Genomic DNA, 22,543 nt, shown 5'->3' with positions numbered 1-22,543 from the left:
AGCCACGATGACGGAAAACAATCATCGCAGATTCGACCGCCTTCCGCCATGTCCGCGCGGCTCTCGGCTACGCAACCGAGTCCCGTATGATCCAGCCGGACATGAGCAATGTCGACCGAACCCACGACTCGCGACTCGCGCTCACTCACCCAACCGCGACACGATTCCTTCCAGTCTCTTTCGCGCGATAAAGCGCACGGTCTGCGCGCCGCATCAGCGCGTCGACGTCGCGTTCGCCCGCCTCACGCGTCACCACGCCAATGCTCACCGTGAATGCAATCGGCTTCGTCCGCCACACGTGTTCCGATTCCTGCTGCTCACAGCGCTTGCGCAATGCATCGGCGATGCGGAACGCGACGGACGCGTCCGCGCCCGGCAGCGCTCCGACGAACTCCTCGCCGCCCCAGCGCGCGAATAGCTTCGACTCAAACGGGATCGTCATGCCCACATCTGCCAGCACGCGCAAGACTTCATCGCCAATATCGTGGCCGTAGCTGTCGTTGATCTTCTTGAAGTAGTCGATGTCTAGAATGAAAACGGACAGCACACCATCGGCGGCAAGCATTTTTTCGACGGAATCGATGAACTCGCGGCGATTCGGCAAGCCAGTCAGCGCATCGGTGACCGCCTGTTTCTTGAGTAGCTGGATAAGCCGGGCACGATCGGAGATGTCGCGAACGACAGCAGTGAACTCCACTTCGCCCTCGAGTTCAATCTTCGAAATCGCAATCTCGACCGGAATAATCGTGCCGTCCCGATGCCGCCCGTACACGCTGTTGCTTTCGTCCATGCGCGGCGGCGTCACCGCGCGCAGGCTTTTCTGCGCCGAGTTTGCGAACTGCCGCACATTGCGCGCATGGTTCCCGCGAAACTTCTCCGGCAACAGCATTTCGATCCGCTGTCCGATGACTTCGTCCGCCCGATAACCGAACAGATTCTCGGCCGCGCGGTTGAACAGTCTGATGCGGTGCTCCTCGTCAATGGTGACGATTGCGTCGTAAGCCGAGTCGATCACGGCCTGAAACCGCGATGCGCTAGCTTCCAGTTCACGCGACACCTGCCGCGTCGGGGCCTGGCCAATGATCGTCATGCAGACAGTAGGCGTGTGCGCACCGACCATCGGCTCCAGTGCGACTCGCCATGTCCGTGCGCCATCGAGGGACACGCAGGTCGGTTCCGGTCCTTGGACTTTGCCCGAGTCGAAGCACGCATCGAGCTTTTCGCGCAATCCACACCCTGCCTTGTCCAGCATCGATGTCTCGAGTGGCACAGGAAAAGATCGCGGATGTGTGCGAGCGTCGTCCATCATTGCCAGGAAGACGTCGTTGCACGCGCTGACGACCGGTTCACCGCGCGAATCGCGCGTCACGACAGCGATACCTATCGTCATGCCGTCAATGAACTCGTGCGATGTACTGGGCAAAGCGGACATAACCATACCTTGATACCTGGCGAGGTATCGATTGAAAGGATAGCCAGCGTCCCTGACGCGGCCACACTATGTTATATCGGCAACACTTGACGACGCCTTTAGGCCTGCGGGGCTCGCCGCAAGTTCACCTAACGTTTAGAGCGGCTGTAAACCGCGCCTTCCCGCCAGATCCGAGAGTTCCTTCTGAAGCGCAGCAAGAAACACATTCACGCGGTTGGGCACATATCGCCGGCTCGGAATGACGGCCCAGACCGACAGGTCCTCCATGGAGGCGTCCTGCAGACGCACTTCCACAAGCGAATTGTCAGCTAGCTGCCTGAATACATCCCAGTGGGTCAGCATAGCAATGCCCAGTCCCTGCACAGCAGCAGTACGCGCCGCCTCAACACTCGTGGTGGTGACGTAGCCTTCAATACGCTTGCGTATCAACTTGCCGCCGACGACGAGCGGCCACCGCCCGACAGCATCGAGTTTGATACAACGATGCTGGTCGAGGTCCGCGACCGTGTCAGGCCGCCCATACCGCTTGACATACCCTGGCGACACGCAAATAAGGCGTGGGTTCGGGGCAATCTTTCTGGCCACCAGTTCTGAATCTTCCAGCGGCGCAATGCGCAACGCGAGATCCAGTCCCTGCCCCACTATATCGACTTGCCGATCCGACAGATCGAGGTCGATACGAAGGTCAGGGTTGCTTTCCAGCAAGCCTGGCAGCATCGGCAAAACGACGGATTGTCCGAAACCACTCGGTGCGGTCATGCGCAACACGCCGGATGCAGTGCCCGGTGACGGACTCAGTTCCGCTCGCGCGCCCGCTTCCGCATCGACCATTGCCTTGGCGTACGGGACAAAAGCCTCGCCTTCCGCTGTCAGCGTAAGCGACCGAGTGGTCCGATGAAAGAGGCGCACGCCGAGGTCTTCTTCGAGCGCGGCAATGCGCCGCGAGACCTGCATAGGCACCACGTTCAGCTGACGCGCCGCCGCTGACAGGCTTCCTGCTGACGCTACGGCGAGGAATGTCTGAACGTCTGGAAGGAGCATCGGTTATATCCAAAAATGTTAGGGCGGCTTCACGGTCCAGGCTCTGTTTCCCGCTGCTCTCGCCGCCTACCATGCAATCACCTTCCTTCACGAGACGAGCGGCCAGATGAACGACTCAACCTCCCCTATCCTTTCCCCGTATAACCGCAACGGCATCGCAGTACGCAACCGTATCGCCGTCGCGCCTATGACGCGTATTACGGCCACGGAACACGGGCAGCCGACCCAAACCATGTTCGACTACTACAAGCGATTCGCGAAAGGTGGCTTCGGGCTGGTAACGACTGAAGGCATTTATACCGACAAGGCGTTCTCGCAAGGATACCGGTTTCAGCCGGGCCTGGCCGACGACGAACAGGCGAAGGCGTGGTCAGCGTTCAATCGGGAGATGCACGAGCATGGGACCCTCGTGTTCGCGCAACTCATGCATGCCGGCGCGCTGAGTCAAGGCAACGTTTACCGAAACCATACAGTAGGACCGTCGGTCGTTCGCCCGAAGGGTGAACAGATGACGTTTTACTGGGGCGAGGGACTCTATCCCGAGCCGAAACAGATAACCGACGCCGAGATCGATGAGGCGATCCAGGGCTTCGCCGACGCGGCACGACGTGCCGTGAATATCGCCGGGTTCAACGGCGTGGAAATTCACGGCGCCAATGGATACCTCCTCGATCAGTTCCTGACTGCGGGTACCAATCGTCGGACCGACCGTTGGGGTGGCGACACGAAGGCCCGGACGCAACTGCTCGTCGATGTCGTGAACGCTGTCAGGCACAACGTTGGAAATGCTGTGCCCGTGGGCATCCGGATTTCGCAAGGCAAAGTCAATGACTTTGGTTCGAAGTGGTCGGGGGGCGAGGCGGATGCAGAAGTGATCTTCGGCGCACTTGCGGATGCGGGCATCGACTTCCTTCACGTGACCGAGCACGAGGCATGGCAACCAGCCTTCGAAGGCACGCACGACAGCCTCGTGACGCTGGCACGCCGTTATGCGCCCAAGGTCACAATCACTGCAAACGGTGGCTTGCACACGGCTGAGCGGATTGAAAACGCACTGGCCGCCGGGGCAGATCTGGTGACGGTCGGACGCGGCGCGCTCGCCAATCCCGATCTGCCGGAACTGCTGGCAAAGCAGCGCGAGCCCCGGACATTCGATAGTTCGATCCTTCAACCGATCGCCAGCATCAAGCCCGAAGAACTTGCGATGGAGGGTGGCCGATAGACAGACTCTTATTCGGCGACTTTCTATGCGCAGGTGGTAGAAACACCATGGAGGTCGTTCCCGCCGCGCGGTTCGACAGAACCGAAACGGTTCCGCCATGTGTATGCGTGACCTCTTTCTCGAGTGCGTGACAGGTCCAGTTGGACCTGCCTCGCGGCAAGAATGACAAACACCGCGTCGGAATAAAACGGGCAAGGCGACCGCCTGGAAAGCGCCGGGCTCAAGAAATCCCGCATGCTGCCGTCAAAACGAAGGGTTCCCCGCCGCGGCCGGGTTATAGTGGCGCCCGCCGCACTCGTGACTCCTCTTCCAATGCAAACGACGCTTGTCCACCTGCCGTCCACGCCCCGACATAAAGTCATGGCCGCGGTTGTCGCCGTGCTGGCGATTGCCGCCGCCGTTCTGGTCTGGCCATATGCCAAAGATCCGGGCCCGGTAGTTCCGCCATTTCTCCCAGTGTTCTCGACCTGGGTTACCTTGACCGAGGCCCTGACGGCCCTGCTGCTGTGGACACAGTACGCAGTCTCAGGCCGGCTGCTGTTCGCGGCGCTCAGCGGCGCCTATTCGTTCACCAGTGTCGTCGCCGCGATCCAACTGCTCGTCTTTCCGGGCGTGTTCTCCCCTACCGGCCTCTTAGGTGCAGGACCGCAGACGGCGGTATGGATCTGGGTTTTGTGGCACGGCGGCTTTCCCGCGCTGGTGACGGCATCTTTGTTCGCCCGGTCGGTTCCCGCGAGCTTGACGCACCGCACTCTTGCCAGAGTCGTCGCGGTTGGCGCCGTCGCTGTGGCGGTCGGACTGTGCATCCTCGCCACTGCGGGACAATCTCACCTCCCGCCTTTGGTCGCGAGATCCGGTTCGTACACCCAGTTGTCGGACAGCCCCGCAGGGATCATTGTCGAAGCGCTTTGCCTCGCGGCGCTGGGGCTTCATGTGTCGACAACCCGCGTGCGCTCGTTGATGGACTTGTGGCTCGCCGTAGCGCTAGTCGGTGCGCTCATTGACGTGACACTCACCCTTTCGGCGGGCGCGCGATACAGCGTCGGATGGTACGCAGCGCGTGTCGCTTCGATGGTGTCGTCAAGCGCAGTGCTCGGCATGCTGATCTACGAGACTACGGGTCTGTATCGGCGACTGTCCGAGACGCACCGGAAACTCGTTGAGACCTCGGCACGCGACGGCCTCACCGGCGTTTTCAACCGTGCTTATTTCGACGACCGGTTCGCCCGCGAATTTTCGTTAGCTTCGATCAGCAAACAGCCGTTATGCGTCCTGCTGCTCGACGTCGACCATTTCAAGCAGTACAACGACACGTATGGACATATGGCCGGCGACGACTGCCTGAAGAAAGTCGCAGGGGCGCTATCAGGCACCTTGCGGCGCCACGGCGATTTTGTCGCACGCTACGGTGGCGAAGAGTTCGTGGTGGTTCTCCCGTCATGCGAACCGGCGGCGGGACTACGCGTCGCGCAATCGCTAAGAACCGCTGTCGAGAAACTTGCGATCAGATCGGCATCACCGGCCGGGGCCCCCGTCACCGTCTCGGTCGGCATGGCCAGCACTTTCCCAGATCCGCCCGAATCGGCGCCCGCCCTCCTGGGGCTGGCAGACACGGCCCTGTATCGGGCGAAGGCACGCGGTCGCAATCGGGTGGTCGAAGCTATGGACATTGCCGAGCGGCAGTCGGTCTCCGAAAGCGAGGTTCCCATCGTTTCGGTCATTAAACCCTGACGCGCTACGCGGGCGGCCGGGAACCGGCGCCGAACCACGGTATGGGTCGCCTGGCTGTCCATCGACCTCAGAACCGCCAAGGTCTTCGCGGGAGCCAACGCTAAAGCTGTCCGGCCAAAAAATCCTGAAGCGACGTCAAGACCTCACCTGGCGCATCCTCAGGAAGCAGATGGCCGCCGGGCAGCCCCTTGCCCGTCACATTCGCTGCCCATCGGGACCACGTGTCGAGAGGCAGTATGCTTCGGGCCTTCTGTTCGCTCTCGCTCCACAGTACAAGGACAGGACAGGCGAGTCTTCGTCCCGCAGCTGCATCGCTTGCATCGTGCTCCAGGTCCTCGGAAGCAGCGGCTCGATAGTCTTCGCACATGGCGTGGCGCACATGCGGACTCCTGAACGCGGTTCGATAGGCGTTGAGGGCCAAGGGATCGATCCGCTCGATACCGCCGGCCATCTTCGCCAGTGCAGTGTCGAGATAAGCGTCCGGGTCAGCCGCAAGCATCCGCTCCGGGAGATCGCCGGGCTGCGCCAGGAAGAACCAGTGCCAGGCGTTCAAAGCGAATGTCTTCTCGATAGATGCGAATGCATCGAGCGTCGGTATCACGGTCAGCGAGGCATATGCCGCAACGCATTGAGGATGGTCGAGCGCAAGCCGGTATCCGGCCCGAGCGCCCCGGTCGTGCCCGACCACCGCGAATCGCTCGTGCCCGAGCCGGCCCATCAGCTCGACGAGCGCGCTGGCTACGCGACGTTTGGTCCAACGCGGCTGATCGTTGCGGGTGCGGCTGTCGCCGTACCCCGGCAGATCGGGCACGATAACGGTGTGCGACCTCGCGAGCGTCGGCGCAATGAATCGCCACGCGACGTGGGTTTGCGGGTAACCATGCAAAAGTAGAACCGGCGATCCGCTCCCGCCGATCCTGCCGCGAAACGAGACATCGCCCGCTTCCACGTCCAGGCTCGCGAAGCCCGGAAAGAAGTCCTGCTCGTCTCCCTGCGTCATGCCCATCTCCTCGCAAAACGTGGCTTCATTGCTGCGACGCTGACCTCACAAACTCCGCCAGATCGCGATTAAAACGCGCGGCTTCCTCGATGAACGGCGCGTGCCCCGAGTCCGCGTACACCTTGCTGACGATGCGCGGATTCAGCGCGGCCGCGCGAGCCAGCGTCGCATGCGTGTCGACCAGCGCGTCGTGACCGCCGTAGATGAAGAGTAACGGCACGCGCGCTTTGCCGAGCCCCTCGGCAGCGAACACCGTCATTGTCGGCACTTCTTTTTGCATGTCCCATGATGCCATTGCGGCGTTCGCGAGCAGCCGGTCAAATGTATCGGCGTCAGGTCGATGGTTGAAACACAGGCCCACGAAGGTACGCTCGCCGTCGAGATGCGTCTTCAGATCCGGCGAATTCATGTCCCGATACACATCGGGATGGTCGACGATCTGAACCGGCGCGAGCTCGACCACGCCGTCGACATACACGGCACCCGCGACCGCGCGATCGCCATACTTTGCGAGGTAGTTCGATATCACCACACCGCCGAGCGACCACCCGACCAGGACGGGCTTGCGCGCGTGCGAGCCCTGGATCACCGCTGCGAGGTCGTCCCCCCAACGGTTTCCGTCGTGGTATGGCTCCGGACCGGACGGCTTGTCCGACAGACCGTGGCCGCGCAGATCGTACGTAATGATCCGGTATCGGCGCAATTCTGGACTTTGCACCTGAGCTTCCCAGTTCAGGCGGCTACCGAGCAGCCCATGCACCAGAATGATGGGCGGACCGTCCGGATCACCGCTTTCCTGAACCGCAAGCTTCACCCCATCCGTCGATGTCACCGTATAGCTGGTGGGCGCCGCGATCGCCTCGGGTGCGGATGCGAGCAGTGTTGCTGCGCAGAACACGGCGATCAGAAAGCGAGGGAACGTTCGTAAGGTCATTGTCTTTCCCGAGGAAGTGTCAGTGCGGCTAGTCTCAACCCTTACACTGGTGTGATGGTCAAGCAAATTATGCTAGCCTGCTCTTTATGAAAGACACACCCTCACAGGAACTGCTGACGATCGGACAACTCTCGCAACTCACCGGCGCGAGCGTGCGATCAATCCGGCATTACGACGAACACGGTCTGCTTGCCTCGGTACGTGCGAGCAATGGCTATCGCATGTTCCCCGAGAAGGCAGTCACGCAGGTCAAGCAGGTTCAGCGCATGATCGCGACCGGTTTCACCATCGACGATATTCGCGGCTTTCCCGACTGCATGCTTTTAATCGAAGGCGCCCGCTCCTGCGACCAGATCACCGACGTCCAGCGGGCAAGGCTCGAAGCCATCGATCGCCAGATCGCGGACCTCGAAAAGCGGCGCGCGCGGCTAATCAAGACCTTGCTGGAAGGTGCGGTGCCGCCCGTCGACTGACGCGAACCGCGGCACGCGGAGAGCGCTGTCAAACAGGAACATTGGGCGCGGTTTTCTTCATGCGAACGATTGGGCCGTCGAACTCCCGTCCGATTGCCTATCTGCACGATTCCCGACCGCCAGCCAACTTCTCTCAAGCCGGCTGAGCCTCCGGAAACGTCCATTTGCCGTTCACAACTTCCGGCTTGGGCCGATACAAGCGTACCGTGTAGTTCCACCCTGCAGCGATGGGCAAACAGTTGGATGCTTTTCCGTCGCATCCGCCGAACTGAATATCCACCGAGCCGTCCGCGTTCCTGTGCGCGGTGGTGTTGTTCAACGAGTAGGCGTTGAGTGGATTCGGGTCGATCAGTCCCGCCGCGTTATACACGGTTACCGACCAGAAACCAATAACCGGTACGCCTCGGTCAACGTGGATCTTATAGATCGTCGTACCGTCATTTCTTGAAGGAGTCCGGGTGAGATAGATAGCATCTTTATCCGGATTTCCGCCCCATAAAGTTGCTGTACCGATGAGATGGTGGACCGGATCAACGTCACTCTCACGGCCAAACGATTTGCGCGCGCTAGGCAGAGTTGCCCCAAGCACCAGAAGCGCGTCGCGGACTTTCTTTTGGCTTGCCTCGTCCCAGTTGGGCACGTCGAAACTTCCAACGTTTTTCTGCTCGATCCTGGTGTCGTCCTGCAACGCATGAGCCTTGGCAAGATCGCCCGGATCAGCCGGGTTGACTAGCGTACGGACCGTTGCGAGCACATACCGCGTGCCGATCTGCTTTCTGTCCAGCGTGTATCTGCCGGGGTTGTAGACGACTTCCTGAGCATAGTGATTCTGGTTGATGACGATCATCGAACGGAAGCGCTTTCCCGCGTCGGGCAAGGTGATGGTCACCGGACCAGCATCGAGATCGAACACTGCCGAAGAATAGAGCGTATCCCGATTCACGCGCACGACGATCTGCTGGTCCACCGGAGCAATTTCCCTGTTGTGGAAGAATTTGCCGAATCCGTTGCTTTTCACCACCTTAGCCAACTCTGCATCGGATTCCGCACGAATGAAATTGTCGGTGATGACCGGTACCGGGACCGACTGTGCAAGCGCAGTCTGGATTGTCGCGAGCAGTGACAGCATCGCAACTGCAAAAGTGATTTTGTGTTTTCCCATGACGTCTCGCTAGTAGTTGGAAGTGACTTGAATCCGAAACTGACTCGTGGCCCGGCTTGAGTCATCAATTGATTCGCATGGCGGATTAAATGTAGTAAATAAGGTACAGGAAAGATAGGAAATACGCGAATCGCAGGTGATAGAAAACGCTTAACACGAGGCCACGCTGTCAATGAAACCCGATGTCAAATTCGATGACCAGGCAACGTTTAAGCTAATCGTAGGTCCCACAACACATCGAGTACATGTTGAGTGGAACGCTCAACGTACCCCGCCCGATGTGCGATGCCGAGCCGACGCCACAACGCCGGGCGCAGTGGACGCATGACAATCCGCCGATCGGGGACTGGCGTGGTGGCCTCATGGGGCAGCAGCGCTGCGCCGTATCCTGCCGCTACCAGACTCTTGATCGCGTCGTTGTAGTTGAGCTGGATGCGCGGCGCAGGATGATGCCCCGCGGTCGCAAACCACTCGGCCGTCAGGCGCGAGAGACGTGTAGTCGCATCATTGAGAATGAGAGGTTGAGCGGCGAGCCATTCAGGCGTCACCCGGGCGGGGCACCGCCAATGCGCCGGAACGAAGGCCATTACAGGGTCCCGGCGCCAGGGCTTTATCACGAGTCCAGCCACGCGGGGCTGCGGCAGCGCGACCAGCCCGATATCCAGCGTCCCATCCGCCAGGCGCGACAGCGTTTCATGCGACGTGAGTACCGCAAGCTGGATATCGATTGCAGGGTTATTCTCGCGCAGCACCTCGAGCGCTTGCGGCAACAGGTACGCGATCACGCCGGTCGACGCGCCGAGCCGCACGCGCCCTTCTATCCCCTGCACCTGGCGTTGAATATCGTCCAACGCCTGCTCCGCATCGGCCAGCAGTCGACGCGCGCGCTCCACTAGCACCTCACCTATTGCCGACGGCCTCACCTGACCGCGCTTTCTCGACAGGAGCGGCGCCCCGATGCGACTTTCGAGTTCAGCGATATGCAGGCTGACCGTCGGCGGCGCCAGATTCAGCGCGCGCGCTGCATCGGCAAACGAGCCACGCTCGGTAATCGCAATCAGAGTACGCAGGCGGTCCAGACTGATCTCTCGCATGTCGACGTCCCGATTCAGGAAAACTGAATTGAAAGGTTATAAAATTCAACTTTTCCTATTCTAGCGGTTCGATGAACATGGAGGCTCCTCCCGTCCATTACCACCATTCGGAGTATTTCGCGTATGAGCGCTCCCGTTATTTTCATCGATGGCGACCAAGGCACCACCGGACTGCAGATCCATGAAAGGCTGCGCAATCGGACCGACATCACGGTGTTCACGCTTGCCGCCGCAGAACGCAAAGATGCACGCCTTCGCGCAGAAGCCATCAACGCCTGCGACATCGCGATTCTCTGTTTGCCCGATGCCGCCGCACGCGAGGCGGTGAACGCCATCGTTAATCCTGCCGTCAGGGTCATCGACGCAAGTTCGGCCCACCGCACGCAGACGGGCTGGACATACGGTTTTCCGGAAATGACGTCGGGACAGCCTGAGCGCATTGCGAGCGCACGTCGGGTCACCAATCCCGGTTGCTACCCGACGGGTGCGATCGGCTTGCTGCGTCCGCTGTTGCAGGCCGGGCTGATACCCGACAACTACCCTATCAGCATTCATGCGGTGTCCGGTTACTCCGGACGCGGGCGTGCCGGAGTGGAGGAGCATGAAGGTCCCGATGCCATCAACGCGCCTTCATTCCAGGTATATGGTCTGGATCTCGCGCACAAGCACACGCCGGAGATCCAGCAGCACGCGCTGCTCGCGCAGCGTCCGGTCTTCGTGCCTGCGTATGGGGCGTTCCGCCAGGGCATCGTGCTGACGGTGCCCTTACAGTTGCGGTTGCTGGCACCCGGCGTAGATGGCGCGACGTTACACGCATGCCTCGCACGCCACTATGCCGAGGCGATCCACGTGCGTGTCGTGCCGCTGCATGAATCGTGCGCTGAGAAGCACCTGGACCCGCAAGTACTGAACGGTACCAACGACATGCGCTTAAGCGTATTTCCTGCCGTGGATCACGGGCACGTTCTGCTTTCAGCGGTTTTCGATAATCTTGGCAAAGGCGCATCCGGCGCTGCGGTTCAGAACCTGAACCTGATGCTCACGCAGCAATAGCGGCCGATGGTTTGACCCAACGTTCGGCCGCACGTGCAAGCCGGCAGTGCGACATGAGGAATGGCTCGCTCCCCGCCGGACATTCGATATGCATTTTTTTGCCACCGCGCGAGGCCCGGCACATTGATTGCTCCACAGGTATTAAGGATGCGGCAAACGGCTGCGTCCCAATTCTCTCTGACAAAGGAGGCAGAAATCATGAGCAAGGCAACGAGCGCGTTACTCGCGGCTGTCGCCGCACTCACGCTGTCGGGCGGCGCCTACGCACAGGCCGCCGGTGGCTCCGGCGGGAACGGTTCGGCAGGCAGCACCGCTAGCCCCGCAAACCAGGTGAATAGTGCAACGGGCGGCTACGGCACACCGGGCACCACCAATTCCGACAGCGGCATGTCCGGCCGTCCCAATTCGGGTCTGCCGAGCAGCGTTAACAGCGATTCGACTTCCGGCGCCACCGCACCGGTGGGCGGCAACAACACCTTGGCGACGCCGAGTGTGAAGTCGCCGGCATCGGGTAAGTAGAAGCAATTTCGTTGAATCTCGGTGGCGATGAAGCCACCGTCACGACCCGCTGTTCGCCATCTGGCACACGGTAACACTGCTGCCCTCGCGACAGCGGGCCGCCCCACGCATCGTCGTGGGGCACATGAGCTAGCGCCTACGATGGCGCGCGGCGAAGTTCAGTTTCCCGATTGCAGACCGGCGTAGACCATCTTCGTGAACTGATCGCCGTTGAACACGAAATTCCCCCATTTTGCATCGAAGGCGGCGGTCGGCTTGGCGGCAATGATTTCGTCAAGCGATTTACCTTGCTGCTTCAGCGTCATCACGTTATTGCGTACCGTGACAAGCATGTCCCGGAACTCGATCAATTGAGTTCGCGTACCAACGGGGCCATGACCGGGGACAACGATCGTGTGATCAGTTGTGCGCGCAACAGCTTTGTTGGCCCAATTGATCGCGCCGTCGATACTGCCGCCGTCCTCGTTGTCGATGTATGGATAGATGCCGTTCCAGAATGTGTCGCCGAGAGCAAGCACATCGGCATTCTTGAAGTACACCCACAGATCGCCATCGGTATGGCCACCGCCGAAATTTTCCACTTCGACGCTGGTGCCCGAAAAATTGAAAGTCTTCTTGTGATCGACCAGGAGTGTCGGGCGCGCATCTGCCGGCACCGGGTCGAAGGTCCAGTTCCACGCATTGACATGCGTCGTTTCAGTCAGATGCTTTGCGGTATTCCGTTGGGCAACGATAGTGGCACCCGCCTCATGCATCCACGCGTTGCCGTCGGTATGGTCCCAGTGCCAATGAGTATTGACCACGTATTTCAGCGGCGAGGGACCGATGTTGTCGAGCGCCGCCCGGACCTTTTGCTGCGACTTGCTGATGCCCGCGTCCACCAGGAATTTACCGTCCCTGCCCGATAGAACCGTGATGTTGCCACCGGACCCCATCAGCACCGTGATGTTTCCGCGTTGAGGATTGACGACGATGTCTTCATCGGCACGCCGCAGATATCGTGCGCCTGCACCGGTATGAAAATAGTCATCCGGCGTTGCACTCGTGCTCGTCGAGGACGGGCTCACGGGATCGGCCACAGCTGACGTGGAAACTAGCAAAGAACTCGCAGCGATGGAAACCAGTACCAACACGAGCCTGGTTAATACGGCTTCTTTTGCAATCGTTCCGAGTCTGACAAGTACTTTCACTTTCATATCTCCCTTTTCATGGAGCGAACCACGTTTTCCGCTGAAGTCCAACGTGATTCGTATCAGCAGGCAGAAGTCACATCGCCCCGAAAATGCTTCACTGTCGACTCAGAACGGCTTGGTCGGCAGATACTTGCCGTCGAGCGTGATCACGGCCCGCGACCCACCCTCTGGATCGTCCACTTTCTTGATGTCCAGCTTGAAGTTGATCGCGCTGATAATGCCGTCGCCAAACTTCTCGTGCACGAGCGCCTTGAGGGTTGAGCCGTAGATCTGAACCATTTCATAGAACCGATAGATCGTTGGATCGGTCGGCACGCCCCCCGGGATGCTGCCGCGCACCGGAATGCTCTGTAACAGGCGTACGGCGCCTTCATCGAGATCGAGCTTGTCGGCGACGACCTTGGCAGCATCGGCAGGCAGCGGATGCTGGCCGAGCAGCGCAGCCGTGACGAATGCGAGGCTGAGCCCGGTACCTTCGTTGATCTGCTCAAAGGTCAGGTTCTTGCGGATCTTCGCGTCGATGATCACATCCGCGAGATTCTGGCGAGTGGTTTGGCTGAATTGCGACTGGGTCATGATGGTTCCTTCAGTTGATGAACAGGATTCAGGCAGCGCGGGAAAGTCGTGCAGGCGTTGCACAGACATGCGGATGCTCGGAGAGAGAAACAAAACGGTCCGTCGCACCGTCGAGCGCATCAATAGAACCGGTTTCGATGTTGTAGACCCAGCCGTGCAGCGCGAGATGCCCCTGTTCGAGCGCGAGTCTCACGGATGGGTGCGTCTTGATGTTCGCCAGCTGAGCGATCACGTTTTCGCGGACCATCGAGTCGACGCGCTCACGCTCGTTGGCGTGCACGCGCGCCTCGTTGACGACTCTCGCGGAATCCGCATAGCGCAACCAGTTGCGCACGGCGGGCATGTGGTCCAAACATTTGCAGGCGGCGATTGCGGTCATCGCGCCGCAATCCGAGTGGCCGCAGATCACGACGTCGGTGACACCGAGCGCCGACACAGCGTATTCCACCGTTGCCGAAACGCCGCCGGGTTCGGGACCGTACGACGGCACGATGTTGCCTGCGTTGCGTATCACGAACAGATCTCCCGGCTCACGCTGTGTAACGAGTTCGGGGACAAGCCGGCTGTCGGAGCACGAGATAAAGAGAGTGCGCGGATTCTGGCTCGTGGCCAGCCGCTTGAACAGCTCGGAGCGTCGGGGAAAGGCGTCGCGCTGGAACTTCAGGAAACCGTCAATGATGTCTTTCATCTCTTCGCCCCTCCGGCAAGTTGTGAACCGATGGTCGAAGCATGAATCCGTTCAACCATAGCGTCCAAGACCGGTTTATTATGGTTTCTATAGGAGACGCCTATAGTGAGGGACCATGCTGCTCCGACATATCCGCTACTTCCTCGCCGTGGCCGAGCATCGCAATTTCACGCGCGCGGCAGAGGCACTGCATGTCTCGCAGCCCACCCTGTCGCAGCAGATCAGGCAGCTCGAGGACACGTTATGCGTGCAATTGCTCGATCGAAGTGGCCGGACAATCCGGTTGACCGACGCCGGCGCGGCGTGGCTGCTCTATGCTCAACGAGCGCTACAGGATCTGGACGCCGGTAGACAAGCTATTCACGACGTGCACGACCTGAGCCGCGGGTCATTGCGGCTCGGCATGACACCGACGTTTACCGCCTACCTCGTCGGACCGCTTGTCGACAGGTTCAACCAGCGTTATCCCGGCATCATCCTGAATATCGAGGAGATGTCGCAGGAACGGATGGAAGTACTTTTGAACGAAGACCAGCTGGATATGGGCATCGCGTTCGCAGACACGCATTCACCCGATATCGAAACTGAGCCTCTGCTTGTCGAGGCGCTTGCTGTCGTGGTCGGAAACTCGCATCCCCGAGCGAGGAAGCGCGGCGCGCTAACGCCTCGCGACTTCGAACGGGAAGCTTGGGTACTGCTAAACGAAACGTTCGCCACGCGGCATTACATCGATTACTACTGCCGCGAGCACGGCGTGGCACCGCGCATAGCAGTAGAGGCCAACTCTATTAGTGCTGTCATCGGGATTGTCGGCTGCAGTCAGCTCGCGACCATACTGCCCGCGGCCATCGCGCGGCAAAACGGTGATCTGTCGCTCCTCAAGCTCGAACCTTCGTTACCGCAGCGAACAGCCGCGCTGTTGCGGCGCAAAGGTGCATATCGAACTGCCGCTGCGCGCGCGTTCGCTGAAGTCGCTACTGAAGTAAGTCAGAGCCTGTAGGCGTGATTCGCTCACGCACAAGCTTTTGTGCGCAGTCGCCCAAGTCGTTGCATTTTGTCGCCCGTACGATCTGCCATCGGTAGCGCCGCACCGACCGCATACTCTTACGGAGCTAAGCCAAGCATGCTTCACGAACTGCCAGCCATTACACGGAATGTCCACTGGGGCTACTTTGACGCGGCGCTAGCGCCCGCGCTGATCGTCGAGAGCGGCGATTTCGTGCGCGCCGAAGCGATCACGCATCATGCGGGCGACGCGCCCGATCTGATGATGGACGACACGGTGCGGGCGCTCTACGACACGATTCCGGAATCCGATCGGCAACCCGGCGTGCATCTCATGACGGGGCCGATCTTCGTGAGAGACGCGAGACCCGGCGACCTGCTCGAGGTGCGTTACTTACAAATGACCCCGCGTTTCAATTACGGCTCGAATCTCGCCGCGCACTGGGGTCATCTGTTTACCGACTTCGACAAAGAGCGGGTCACGATCTATGAGCTCGATCAGACGTCCAATACGGCTCACGCATTGTATGCATACGACTACCCGGGAAAATATCTGGTGCCGGGCAAGCGATCGGACGTTCGGGACTGCTGCCGGGAACTCGCGCTCGAAGGCATTCGTGTGCCGGTGCGCCCTCACCTGGGCACCGCAGGCGTCGCGCCCGACGTGGCTGGCCGCGTGAGCACCGTGCCACCAGGCGCGCATGGCGGCAATATCGATAATTGGCGCATCGGCGCTGGATCCACCATGTATTACCCAGTCGCGGTGGACGGTGGTCTATTCTCGATCGGCGACCCGCATGTATCGCAAGGCGATGGCGAGATTAGCGGCACCGCAATTGAGGCCTCGCTCAATGTGATGTTCCAGATCGTGTTGCGGCGGGACTTTACATTCCCTTCACCGTTGCTGGAGACGCCGGATTACTGGATCGTCCACGGTTTCGATGAAGACCTGAATATCGCGACCAGAAACGCTTCTCGCGATATGTTGCTTCTGCTCACCGAACGGCAAGGGTTATCGCGCGACGACGCCTATTCGCTGATGAGCGTGGCGGCCGATTTCTCCGTGACGCAGGTGGTCGATGGCCGTCAGGGCATTCACTGCAAGATCCCCCGCAGCATTTTTCCTCCGAAGAAACGACCTCGCGCGTGAGCTGTGCGCGCGCGCCACGGCGGTGCGCCCGCGCACTGCCGTGGCGCAGCGCTGCGGCGCCAACCGGGCTGTTATCGATGGCACGGACATTGCCCTTGAACAACTCGACTGACGTTCGTCAGCGTACGGGAGCCTTGGGTTGGATCTACAGCGTTTCACCACCGAGTCATACGCCGAGACAGATCGCCTGCGAGCATGGAAAGAGGCGCTGGGCCGATTCGGCCTGCGTTCCGGCGCGCCTGAGGCAGCCGCGCCCCACTTGCATGGCACCGTCAGGTCACGCATGTCGACCAACGGCTTCGAGTTGATCGCGCTCGCCGCTTTCGCGCAAACCATCGAACTCAATGTCGACGGCGCAGACAGTCTTCTGATCGTGCTGCATATCGACGGCTGCCTGACGCTCGTTGCCGACGGTGCGAGCGAGAGCGTTGCTACCGGCGATATCGTCTATGCTTCCTCGCGCGAGGAAGCGCTCCTTTCGTTCACGTCAGACTTTCGGGCGTTTGTGATCCGAGTGCCCCGCGCTGCGATCAACGCACGTCTTCTAACACCGTTTTCATTGCGTGCCGGGCGGTTGCCAGGAGACGCCGGTATCGGCCATGTGTTTTCCGGCTTTCTGCGCTCGGTGGCGGAAAGCGTGGAAACGTTGACGCTCGACGAGTTGCGTCCACTGGAACTCGCGCTTGCGGAGTTCCTCGTCGCGTCTCTCGTCGGTCATGACAAGGAAGGCAGCTTCAGTGGTCTCACTCCATCTCAAGCCGCCCTTTTCTCGCGCGTGTGCCGAACGATCGAGGCCAATCTGGCCGATCCGGATCTCGGGCTCACATCGATAGCGAAACAGGAGCGCGTCTCGCCGCGCTATTTACAGAAGCTTTTCGAAGCAGTCGGGCAGAATTTCTCGACTTATCTGCGCTCGCGCAGGCTGGAGCGTTGCCGCGCGGATCTGGTCAATCCTCTATATGAAAAGCTCTCCATTGCCGATGTCTGCTTCCGCTGGGGTTTCAATGACGCGGCCTATTTCAGCCGCGCGTTCCGGGAGCAATATCGGGCATCGCCGCGCACTTTCCGGCACGAAGCGAGTCTCGAACTGGCGCGCCATCTCGTGCGGCGTATCTCACGCGGCTTGCCCGTCAACGCGGGGAACCTGCTCGTGCATGCACAACTCGCCGGCCAGGGTGCCGTACAGGAAGCCGCGGACGAGCCGTACATTGCGACGCAACCCGAAGTTCCTTCCTCATCGCCCACCCGCGAGTCCAGCAAGCCGCGTCATCATCTGCTGCGCGCAACCGCCAATACGATTCATTGGGGCTACTTCAGTCACGATCTCAAGCCCGTGCTGGAAATCGACAGTGCAGACACCGTGACTATCGAAACACTCACGCAACACGCAGCGGACGACTGGGAGCGGATGGTGCGCGGCGATCCTGGCGCCGAAAGCGTGTTCCACTGGACCGCAGCGCGTAAGAACGTGAACCGGCGCGGCGCGGGGCCCATGGATGCGTCCATTTACGGCCGTGGCGCGGGAGAAGGCTTCGGCGTGCACATCTGCACCGGACCTATCGCCGTGCGCGGCGCGCAACCCGGCGACGTGCTGGAAGTGCGCATCCTCGACATTCACCCGCGACGGTGCGCCAATCCGAAATTCGCCGGCCGTGCGTTCGGCAGCAATGCTGCCGCGTGGTGGGGATTCCACTATCGCGAGCTATTGACCGAGCCGAAACCGCGCGAGGTCGTCACCATCTATGAACTCGATGCGGACGCAAACGACAGCGAGACCGCCTGCGCCCGCGCCGTCTACAACTTTCGCTGGACACCCCAGCGCGATCCTTTCGGCGTGATGCATCCGACAATCGATTATCCCGGCGTGCCGGTCGATCATTCGACAGTGGTTGAGAATCACGACATCCTGAAGAATGTCCAGATTCCAGTGCGTCCGCATTTTGGCGTGATCAGCGTCGCGCCGCAGCAGGACGGGCTAATCGATTCAATTCCGCCTTCGACCTTCGGCGGAAATCTTGACAACTGGCGCGTCACCCGCGGCGCGAGCGTGTTCTTGCCGGTCGGCGTGCCCGGCGCCCTCCTCTCCATCGGCGACCCGCATGCATCGCAGGGAGACTCGGAACTGTGCGGCACCGCGATCGAGTGTTCGCTCACCGGCGAATTCCAGGTAGTGCTTCACAAGAAAGAAACGCTCGCCAACCAGGTGTACGCCGACCTCACGTATCCGTTAGTAGAAACCGCAGACGAATGGGTTCTCCACGGCTTCAGCTATCCAAACTATCTGGCCGAGTTCGGTACCAGCGCGCAAAGCGCCGTGTACGAAAAATCCACCCTTGACCTCGCGATGCGCGACGCTTTCATAAAAACGCGGCGTTTCCTCATGACCACCAAGGGCCTGTCCGAGGACGAGGCGATTTCGCTGATCTCAGTCGCGATCGACTTCGGTGTGACGCAGGTGGTAGACGGCAATTGGGGCGTGCACGCGATCATCCGGAAATCGCTGTTCTCCGCGTGACGTAGCGTGACGTAGCAAGCGGCGGCTTCAATACGCGCGCGTACAAGAGTTTGTTCGCAGCAAGCACGATGCGGCGATTTTGGCTTCCGTACGATGGGTCCTGACGTGAACACAGGCGTGCGCGCCGTTCGACAGGACACTGCACCATGGATTCTCCCGCATATCGCGCGCTGGCCGGCCACGGGCGCTTTGACTATTCGCCGATCGGCGGCCGTCCTGTCTATCGCTGGCCCGACGGTTCCCGCCTCGCTGTCTACATCGGTTTCAACATCGAACATTTTGCGTTCGGCGAAGGACTAGGCCCCACCATCGGTCCAGTGATGCCTGAGCCAGACGTACTGAATCACGCATGGCGCGAGTACGCGTTGCGCGTGGGAGCATGGCGCTGTCTCGATCTGTTCGATGAACTGGCGCTACCGGTAGCGGGCATCATCAATACCGCGCTCTATGATCACTGCCCTGACCTGGTCGCCGCGTTCGCCCAACGCGGCGATGAACTTGTCGCCCACGGCCATACCAATTCAGAAAGACAGGGAACGCTGTCCGAGGCCGACGAACGTGCGCTGATCGTGGCATGTCGCGAGCGAATCGCCGCGGAAAGTGCACAGCAGCCGGCGGGCTGGTTATCGCCGTGGTTGTCCGAGAGTCACGTCACCAGCGATCTCGTGGCGGAAGCGGGTTACCAGTACACGCTCAACTGGTGTCACGACGATCAACCCACGCGCCTCGTTACACGCAACGGTCAGCCGCTGTGGGCTATTCCGTACCCGGAAGAAGTCAACGATATTCCAATGATCCTCGCGCGTCAGATGGACGCAAGGTCGTTCGCCGATCTGGTGATAGATCACTTCGAGGAGATGCTGCGGCAGTCCGCCCGCGAGCCGCTGGTGATGGGCATTGCCTTGCATGCATACCTGGCAGGACAGCCGCACCGCCTGGTTCACTTGCGGCGAGCGCTCGAGCATATCGTCCGCGCGCGCGACGAAGGCCGGATCTGCATCACTACGCCGGGTTCGATCGCAAGTCACATGGACTTCCTTGGCCATTGACTCCCCCTCTTCTCGCATCGCCATACCACCTGTTTAACCGATATTTTGTTCAACCTCTTCAAAGGTCCCGCCATGTCCATGTCAAAAGCGTTCAAGCTTCTCTTATGCGCTGTCATCAGCCTTCTTCTCGCACAAGGCGCATCCGCTCAATCGTGCGAGCCGTCGAAAGTGGCACAGAAATATCCGTCCCTGGCCGGAAAGACCATCAAGATCGGCGTCGATCCGGAGTCGCCGCCGTATGCGTTTCGTGACAGCAAGGACTTCAACAAGATTATCGGTGCCGATGCCGACATGGCCCGCGCCGTGTTCGATTGCGCGGGCGTTAAAACGGAGTTCTTCACCGCCGGCTGGCCTGGTCTGCTGCCGGCACTGCGCGCCGGACAGATCGATGTGATGTGGGACTTGCTGTACTACACGCCCGAACGCGCAAAGGAAACGACTTTCGTCACGTATATGCAGGCCGGTACTGGCGGCCTGGTGGCCGCCGGCAACCCGAAGAAAATCGATGACATCGCAAAGCTCTGCGGCCTCACCGTCACAGCGGGCATCGGCACCGTCGAACTGACGATGGCGCAAGCGCAGGCCGCGAAGTGCAAGGCCGAAGGCAAATCGGACGTGACCATCATGACTTCAGCCGATATCGCATCGGGTGCACGCCTCGTCGCCAGTCATCGTGCCGACGTGATGATGTACGACCTGGCGCTCGTCGACGGTCTCGCGAAACAGAACCCGCAGCTCTACACCCGCGGATTCATGGTGACGAGCGGCATGAAGATCGGCGTGGGTGTGAAGAAAGGCAACGCCGATATGATCGCCGCCGTGTCCGACGGACTCAGGATCATGCAGGCGAATCAGACTCAGAAGAAAACGTTCCAGCACTACGGCGTGGATCCGTCGCTCGAAATGCCGAGCACGCTGCTTACTCAATAAAGGCTGCCTGCGCGGCACGCCGTTGGGTGTGTCCGTAGCGTCATGAATCAGGTTCTGACATGAAGGCATTGCGAATCAAACAAAACGTCGTCGGCGCACTCGGTATCGCCGCCATGCTGGTCTTTCAGCCGGCGATGGCCGCCGGTCTTGATGGCGTCCAGGTACTCGACGGTTTCAGGGAACTGGTAGGTTATGTCGGCTCGCCATTCCTGCTCGGCGGCGCGTGGATTGCGGTGAAAATCACGCTGATCGCAATGGCGATTGGGCTTGTGCTCGGCCTCGGTCTTGCGCTAATGCGGCTCTCACGGTTCAGGACTTTGAACTCGGCGGCGTGGGGCTACATCTGGTTCGTGCGCGGGACACCGCAACTGCTACAGCTTGTCTTTATCTTCGATGCTTTGCCATTGATCGGTCTGCGCTTCGATGAAGTCTCGACTGCTGTTATCGGCTTCGCATTGAACGAGGCTGCGTTCAGCGCTGAACTGTTTCGTGCGGGCATTCTGTCGGTGAACCGGTCGCAATCCATTGCGGCCGCGGCACTCGGCATGGGACCGTTGTTGACGTTACGCCGCATCATCCTGCCGCAGTCCATGCGGGCGGTGATTCCCGGTCTCGCCAACGACACCATCGGCATGTTGAAGCTGACGTCGATTGCCTCGGTAATTTTCGTCAACGAGCTCACGTTTCGCTCACAACAGGTCGTCGGTCAGAACTTCAAGTTCTTCACTGTCTTCGGCGCGGCTGCGGTGATCTATCTGTTCCTGACGAGCGGGATCTCATTAGCTCAGGTATGGCTCGAACGCCTCTTCGATCACGAGCGCGACCGCAAACTTACATTCTCGTGGTTCGGACTGCGCGCTTCGACGCCAGATGCGAAACAGCCCGACGCACAAGTAGTCTTGCCGGTCGCCGCTCAGGTGGTGGAGCCGAATGATCACGCATGGATCGGCACGCTACTGCCCGCTGAAAGCCGCACGCCACGGCAGCGCGACGAACCGTTCGTCGCGTGCAGGAACGTCTGGAAATCGTATGGCAAACGCGAGATTTTGCGCGGCGTCGATCTGTCGATCGCGCACGGCGAAGTGGTCGTCATTCTGGGTCCGAGCGGTTCCGGAAAAAGCACGCTGCTCAAGCTCATCAATCATCTTGAACCGCTCGACTGGGGGACGATCAAGGTCGATTCCCAGTACGTAGGTTACCGGGAAGTGCCGGGCGGCGGCGGCACGGTGCGGCCGCTGCACAACCTCGCACGCGCACGCGCCGAAGCGCGCGTGGGCATGGTATTTCAGCATTTCAATCTGTTCAGTCATTTGAGTGCGCTCGACAATATTGTGGAAGCACAGCGGCAGGTCTATGACGTGCCGCGCGCCGAAGCAGAAGCGCTTGGCCGGGACCTGTTGAAAAGCGTGGGCCTCGCCGCGCATGAAGATTATTTACCGCATAGATTATCGGGCGGGCAGCAGCAGCGCGTGGCGATTGCGCGCGCGCTCGCGATCAAGCCCAAGCTGATGCTTTTCGACGAGCCGACTTCAGCTCTCGATCCAGAACTTGTCGGAGAAGTACTTGGCGTGATGCGAGGGCTCGCTGATGCCGGCATGACGATGATCGTCGTTACCCATGAGATCCGCTTTGCCCGCGATGTCGCTGACCGCGTCGTTTTCATGGATGGCGGCGAAGTCATCGAACAAGGTACGCCGCAGCAGGTTATCGACAACCCGACTCACGAACGCACTCGAAAATTCCTTAACGTCGTCGCCAATTGAATAAGAGGCTCTC

Annotated in this window: 20 protein-coding genes; 11 read left to right on the top strand and 9 right to left on the bottom strand. The window is 60.2% G+C overall.

All coding sequences use genetic code 11. The features are described 5' to 3' along the window. Nucleotides 1-145: 145 nt before the first annotated feature. Nucleotides 146-1,432: a sensor domain-containing diguanylate cyclase gene (locus ACTJLB_RS25765; RefSeq protein WP_440784909.1), complete on the bottom strand. Its 1,287-nt coding sequence runs from the start codon at nucleotides 1,430-1,432 to the stop codon at nucleotides 146-148. Nucleotides 1,433-1,567: 135 nt separating this feature from the next. Then, nucleotides 1,568-2,473, bottom strand: a complete 906-nt coding sequence (locus ACTJLB_RS25760) for a LysR family transcriptional regulator (protein WP_440784908.1) — start codon at nucleotides 2,471-2,473, stop codon at nucleotides 1,568-1,570. Nucleotides 2,474-2,579: 106 nt separating this feature from the next. Between ACTJLB_RS25760 and ACTJLB_RS25755 the strand changes: the two genes are divergently transcribed. Then, nucleotides 2,580-3,695 (top strand): NADH:flavin oxidoreductase, encoded by a 1,116-nt coding sequence (locus ACTJLB_RS25755; RefSeq protein ID WP_440784907.1) that lies wholly within the window; start codon nucleotides 2,580-2,582, stop codon nucleotides 3,693-3,695. A gap of 360 nt (nucleotides 3,696-4,055) precedes the next feature. Beyond that, nucleotides 4,056-5,426, top strand: a complete 1,371-nt coding sequence (locus ACTJLB_RS25750; protein WP_440784906.1) for a sensor domain-containing diguanylate cyclase — start codon at nucleotides 4,056-4,058, stop codon at nucleotides 5,424-5,426. 100 nt (nucleotides 5,427-5,526) lie between these two features. Here ACTJLB_RS25750 and ACTJLB_RS25745 read toward each other — a convergent pair whose 3' ends face one another. After that, on the bottom strand, nucleotides 5,527-6,426 hold the full coding sequence (locus tag ACTJLB_RS25745) for an alpha/beta fold hydrolase (RefSeq protein ID WP_440784905.1): 900 nt from the start codon (nucleotides 6,424-6,426) through the stop codon (nucleotides 5,527-5,529). Between the two features lie 25 nt (nucleotides 6,427-6,451). Continuing rightward, nucleotides 6,452-7,360: an alpha/beta fold hydrolase gene (locus tag ACTJLB_RS25740; protein WP_440784904.1), complete on the bottom strand. Its 909-nt coding sequence runs from the start codon at nucleotides 7,358-7,360 to the stop codon at nucleotides 6,452-6,454. Between the two features lie 86 nt (nucleotides 7,361-7,446). Between ACTJLB_RS25740 and ACTJLB_RS25735 the strand changes: the two genes are divergently transcribed. Beyond that, nucleotides 7,447-7,833, top strand: coding sequence for a MerR family transcriptional regulator (locus ACTJLB_RS25735; RefSeq protein WP_288825699.1), 387 nt, complete (start codon nucleotides 7,447-7,449; stop codon nucleotides 7,831-7,833). A 133-nt stretch (nucleotides 7,834-7,966) separates the two neighbouring features. Here the strand turns inward: ACTJLB_RS25735 and ACTJLB_RS25730 are convergent, their stop codons facing one another. Both ACTJLB_RS25730 and ACTJLB_RS25725 read right to left on the bottom strand, forming a co-directional pair. Continuing rightward, nucleotides 7,967-8,995: a DUF1214 domain-containing protein gene (locus ACTJLB_RS25730; RefSeq protein WP_440784903.1), complete on the bottom strand. Its 1,029-nt coding sequence runs from the start codon at nucleotides 8,993-8,995 to the stop codon at nucleotides 7,967-7,969. 209 nt (nucleotides 8,996-9,204) lie between these two features. Beyond that, nucleotides 9,205-10,089: a LysR family transcriptional regulator gene (locus ACTJLB_RS25725; RefSeq protein ID WP_020067685.1), complete on the bottom strand. Its 885-nt coding sequence runs from the start codon at nucleotides 10,087-10,089 to the stop codon at nucleotides 9,205-9,207. A 123-nt stretch (nucleotides 10,090-10,212) separates the two neighbouring features. On the opposite strand from ACTJLB_RS25725, the gene argC reads away from it, so the two are divergent. Together argC and ACTJLB_RS25715 are read left to right on the top strand one after the other, a co-directional pair. Further along, the gene (argC, locus tag ACTJLB_RS25720) at nucleotides 10,213-11,142 is read left to right on the top strand and encodes an N-acetyl-gamma-glutamyl-phosphate reductase (RefSeq protein WP_440784902.1); all 930 of its coding nucleotides are present in this window, start codon (nucleotides 10,213-10,215) and stop codon (nucleotides 11,140-11,142) included. Between the two features lie 198 nt (nucleotides 11,143-11,340). Then, complete coding sequence (locus tag ACTJLB_RS25715) at nucleotides 11,341-11,661, top strand: hypothetical protein (protein WP_310066930.1); 321 nt, start codon at nucleotides 11,341-11,343, stop codon at nucleotides 11,659-11,661. Nucleotides 11,662-11,819: 158 nt separating this feature from the next. Here ACTJLB_RS25715 and ACTJLB_RS25710 read toward each other — a convergent pair whose 3' ends face one another. The 3 genes from ACTJLB_RS25710 to ACTJLB_RS25700 form a co-directional block, all read right to left on the bottom strand. After that, a complete protein-coding gene (locus ACTJLB_RS25710) occupies nucleotides 11,820-12,857 on the bottom strand; it encodes an MBL fold metallo-hydrolase (RefSeq protein ID WP_440784901.1) in 1,038 nt (345 codons plus the stop codon). A gap of 102 nt (nucleotides 12,858-12,959) precedes the next feature. Then, nucleotides 12,960-13,430, bottom strand: a complete 471-nt coding sequence (gene cynS, locus ACTJLB_RS25705; protein ID WP_020067689.1) for a cyanase — start codon at nucleotides 13,428-13,430, stop codon at nucleotides 12,960-12,962. A 28-nt stretch (nucleotides 13,431-13,458) separates the two neighbouring features. Beyond that, nucleotides 13,459-14,118, bottom strand: coding sequence for a carbonic anhydrase (locus ACTJLB_RS25700; protein ID WP_214880684.1), 660 nt, complete (start codon nucleotides 14,116-14,118; stop codon nucleotides 13,459-13,461). Between the two features lie 115 nt (nucleotides 14,119-14,233). Between ACTJLB_RS25700 and cynR the strand changes: the two genes are divergently transcribed. From cynR to ACTJLB_RS25670, 6 genes are all read left to right on the top strand, one after another. Then, a complete protein-coding gene (gene cynR, locus ACTJLB_RS25695) occupies nucleotides 14,234-15,118 on the top strand; it encodes a transcriptional regulator CynR (RefSeq protein WP_440784900.1) in 885 nt (294 codons plus the stop codon). Nucleotides 15,119-15,241: 123 nt separating this feature from the next. Continuing rightward, entirely contained in the window at nucleotides 15,242-16,273 is a 1,032-nt protein-coding gene (locus tag ACTJLB_RS25690) for an acetamidase/formamidase family protein (RefSeq protein WP_131315522.1), read from the top strand. 139 nt (nucleotides 16,274-16,412) lie between these two features. Next, complete coding sequence (locus ACTJLB_RS25685) at nucleotides 16,413-18,788, top strand: acetamidase/formamidase family protein (protein ID WP_440784899.1); 2,376 nt, start codon at nucleotides 16,413-16,415, stop codon at nucleotides 18,786-18,788. Nucleotides 18,789-18,934: 146 nt separating this feature from the next. Beyond that, on the top strand, nucleotides 18,935-19,837 hold the full coding sequence (locus tag ACTJLB_RS25680) for a polysaccharide deacetylase family protein (RefSeq protein ID WP_131315526.1): 903 nt from the start codon (nucleotides 18,935-18,937) through the stop codon (nucleotides 19,835-19,837). A 72-nt stretch (nucleotides 19,838-19,909) separates the two neighbouring features. Beyond that, nucleotides 19,910-20,767, top strand: coding sequence for an ABC transporter substrate-binding protein (locus ACTJLB_RS25675; protein ID WP_440784898.1), 858 nt, complete (start codon nucleotides 19,910-19,912; stop codon nucleotides 20,765-20,767). 59 nt (nucleotides 20,768-20,826) lie between these two features. Continuing rightward, complete coding sequence (locus ACTJLB_RS25670; protein ID WP_440784897.1) at nucleotides 20,827-22,530, top strand: amino acid ABC transporter permease/ATP-binding protein; 1,704 nt, start codon at nucleotides 20,827-20,829, stop codon at nucleotides 22,528-22,530. Nucleotides 22,531-22,543 lie beyond the last annotated feature (13 nt).

It is taken from the genome of Paraburkholderia sp. 22098, from assembly GCF_052045935.1.
GTDB lineage: Bacteria > Pseudomonadota > Gammaproteobacteria > Burkholderiales > Burkholderiaceae > Paraburkholderia > Paraburkholderia caledonica.
Note: the sequence above shows the minus strand (reverse complement) of the source record. Positions and strands in the feature narration are given on the sequence as shown.

Bases quoted from the DNA above. Each gene is read 5' to 3' on its own strand.
- ACTJLB_RS25765 (WP_440784909.1), bottom strand. From the start codon at position 1,432: ATGTCCGCTTTGCCCAGTACATCGCACGAGTTCATTGACGGCATGACG.
- ACTJLB_RS25760 (WP_440784908.1), bottom strand. From the start codon at position 2,473: ATGCTCCTTCCAGACGTTCAGACATTCCTCGCCGTAGCGTCAGCAGGA.
- ACTJLB_RS25755 (WP_440784907.1), top strand. From the start codon at position 2,580: ATGAACGACTCAACCTCCCCTATCCTTTCCCCGTATAACCGCAACGGC.
- ACTJLB_RS25750 (WP_440784906.1), top strand. From the start codon at position 4,056: ATGGCCGCGGTTGTCGCCGTGCTGGCGATTGCCGCCGCCGTTCTGGTC.
- ACTJLB_RS25745 (WP_440784905.1), bottom strand. From the start codon at position 6,426: ATGACGCAGGGAGACGAGCAGGACTTCTTTCCGGGCTTCGCGAGCCTG.
- ACTJLB_RS25740 (WP_440784904.1), bottom strand. From the start codon at position 7,360: ATGACCTTACGAACGTTCCCTCGCTTTCTGATCGCCGTGTTCTGCGCA.
- ACTJLB_RS25735 (WP_288825699.1), top strand. From the start codon at position 7,447: ATGAAAGACACACCCTCACAGGAACTGCTGACGATCGGACAACTCTCG.
- ACTJLB_RS25730 (WP_440784903.1), bottom strand. From the start codon at position 8,995: ATGGGAAAACACAAAATCACTTTTGCAGTTGCGATGCTGTCACTGCTC.
- ACTJLB_RS25725 (WP_020067685.1), bottom strand. From the start codon at position 10,089: ATGCGAGAGATCAGTCTGGACCGCCTGCGTACTCTGATTGCGATTACC.
- argC (WP_440784902.1), top strand. From the start codon at position 10,213: ATGAGCGCTCCCGTTATTTTCATCGATGGCGACCAAGGCACCACCGGA.
- ACTJLB_RS25715 (WP_310066930.1), top strand. From the start codon at position 11,341: ATGAGCAAGGCAACGAGCGCGTTACTCGCGGCTGTCGCCGCACTCACG.
- ACTJLB_RS25710 (WP_440784901.1), bottom strand. From the start codon at position 12,857: ATGAAAGTGAAAGTACTTGTCAGACTCGGAACGATTGCAAAAGAAGCC.
- cynS (WP_020067689.1), bottom strand. From the start codon at position 13,430: ATGACCCAGTCGCAATTCAGCCAAACCACTCGCCAGAATCTCGCGGAT.
- ACTJLB_RS25700 (WP_214880684.1), bottom strand. From the start codon at position 14,118: ATGAAAGACATCATTGACGGTTTCCTGAAGTTCCAGCGCGACGCCTTT.
- cynR (WP_440784900.1), top strand. From the start codon at position 14,234: ATGCTGCTCCGACATATCCGCTACTTCCTCGCCGTGGCCGAGCATCGC.
- ACTJLB_RS25690 (WP_131315522.1), top strand. From the start codon at position 15,242: ATGCTTCACGAACTGCCAGCCATTACACGGAATGTCCACTGGGGCTAC.
- ACTJLB_RS25680 (WP_131315526.1), top strand. From the start codon at position 18,935: ATGGATTCTCCCGCATATCGCGCGCTGGCCGGCCACGGGCGCTTTGAC.
- ACTJLB_RS25675 (WP_440784898.1), top strand. From the start codon at position 19,910: ATGTCCATGTCAAAAGCGTTCAAGCTTCTCTTATGCGCTGTCATCAGC.
- ACTJLB_RS25670 (WP_440784897.1), top strand. From the start codon at position 20,827: ATGAAGGCATTGCGAATCAAACAAAACGTCGTCGGCGCACTCGGTATC.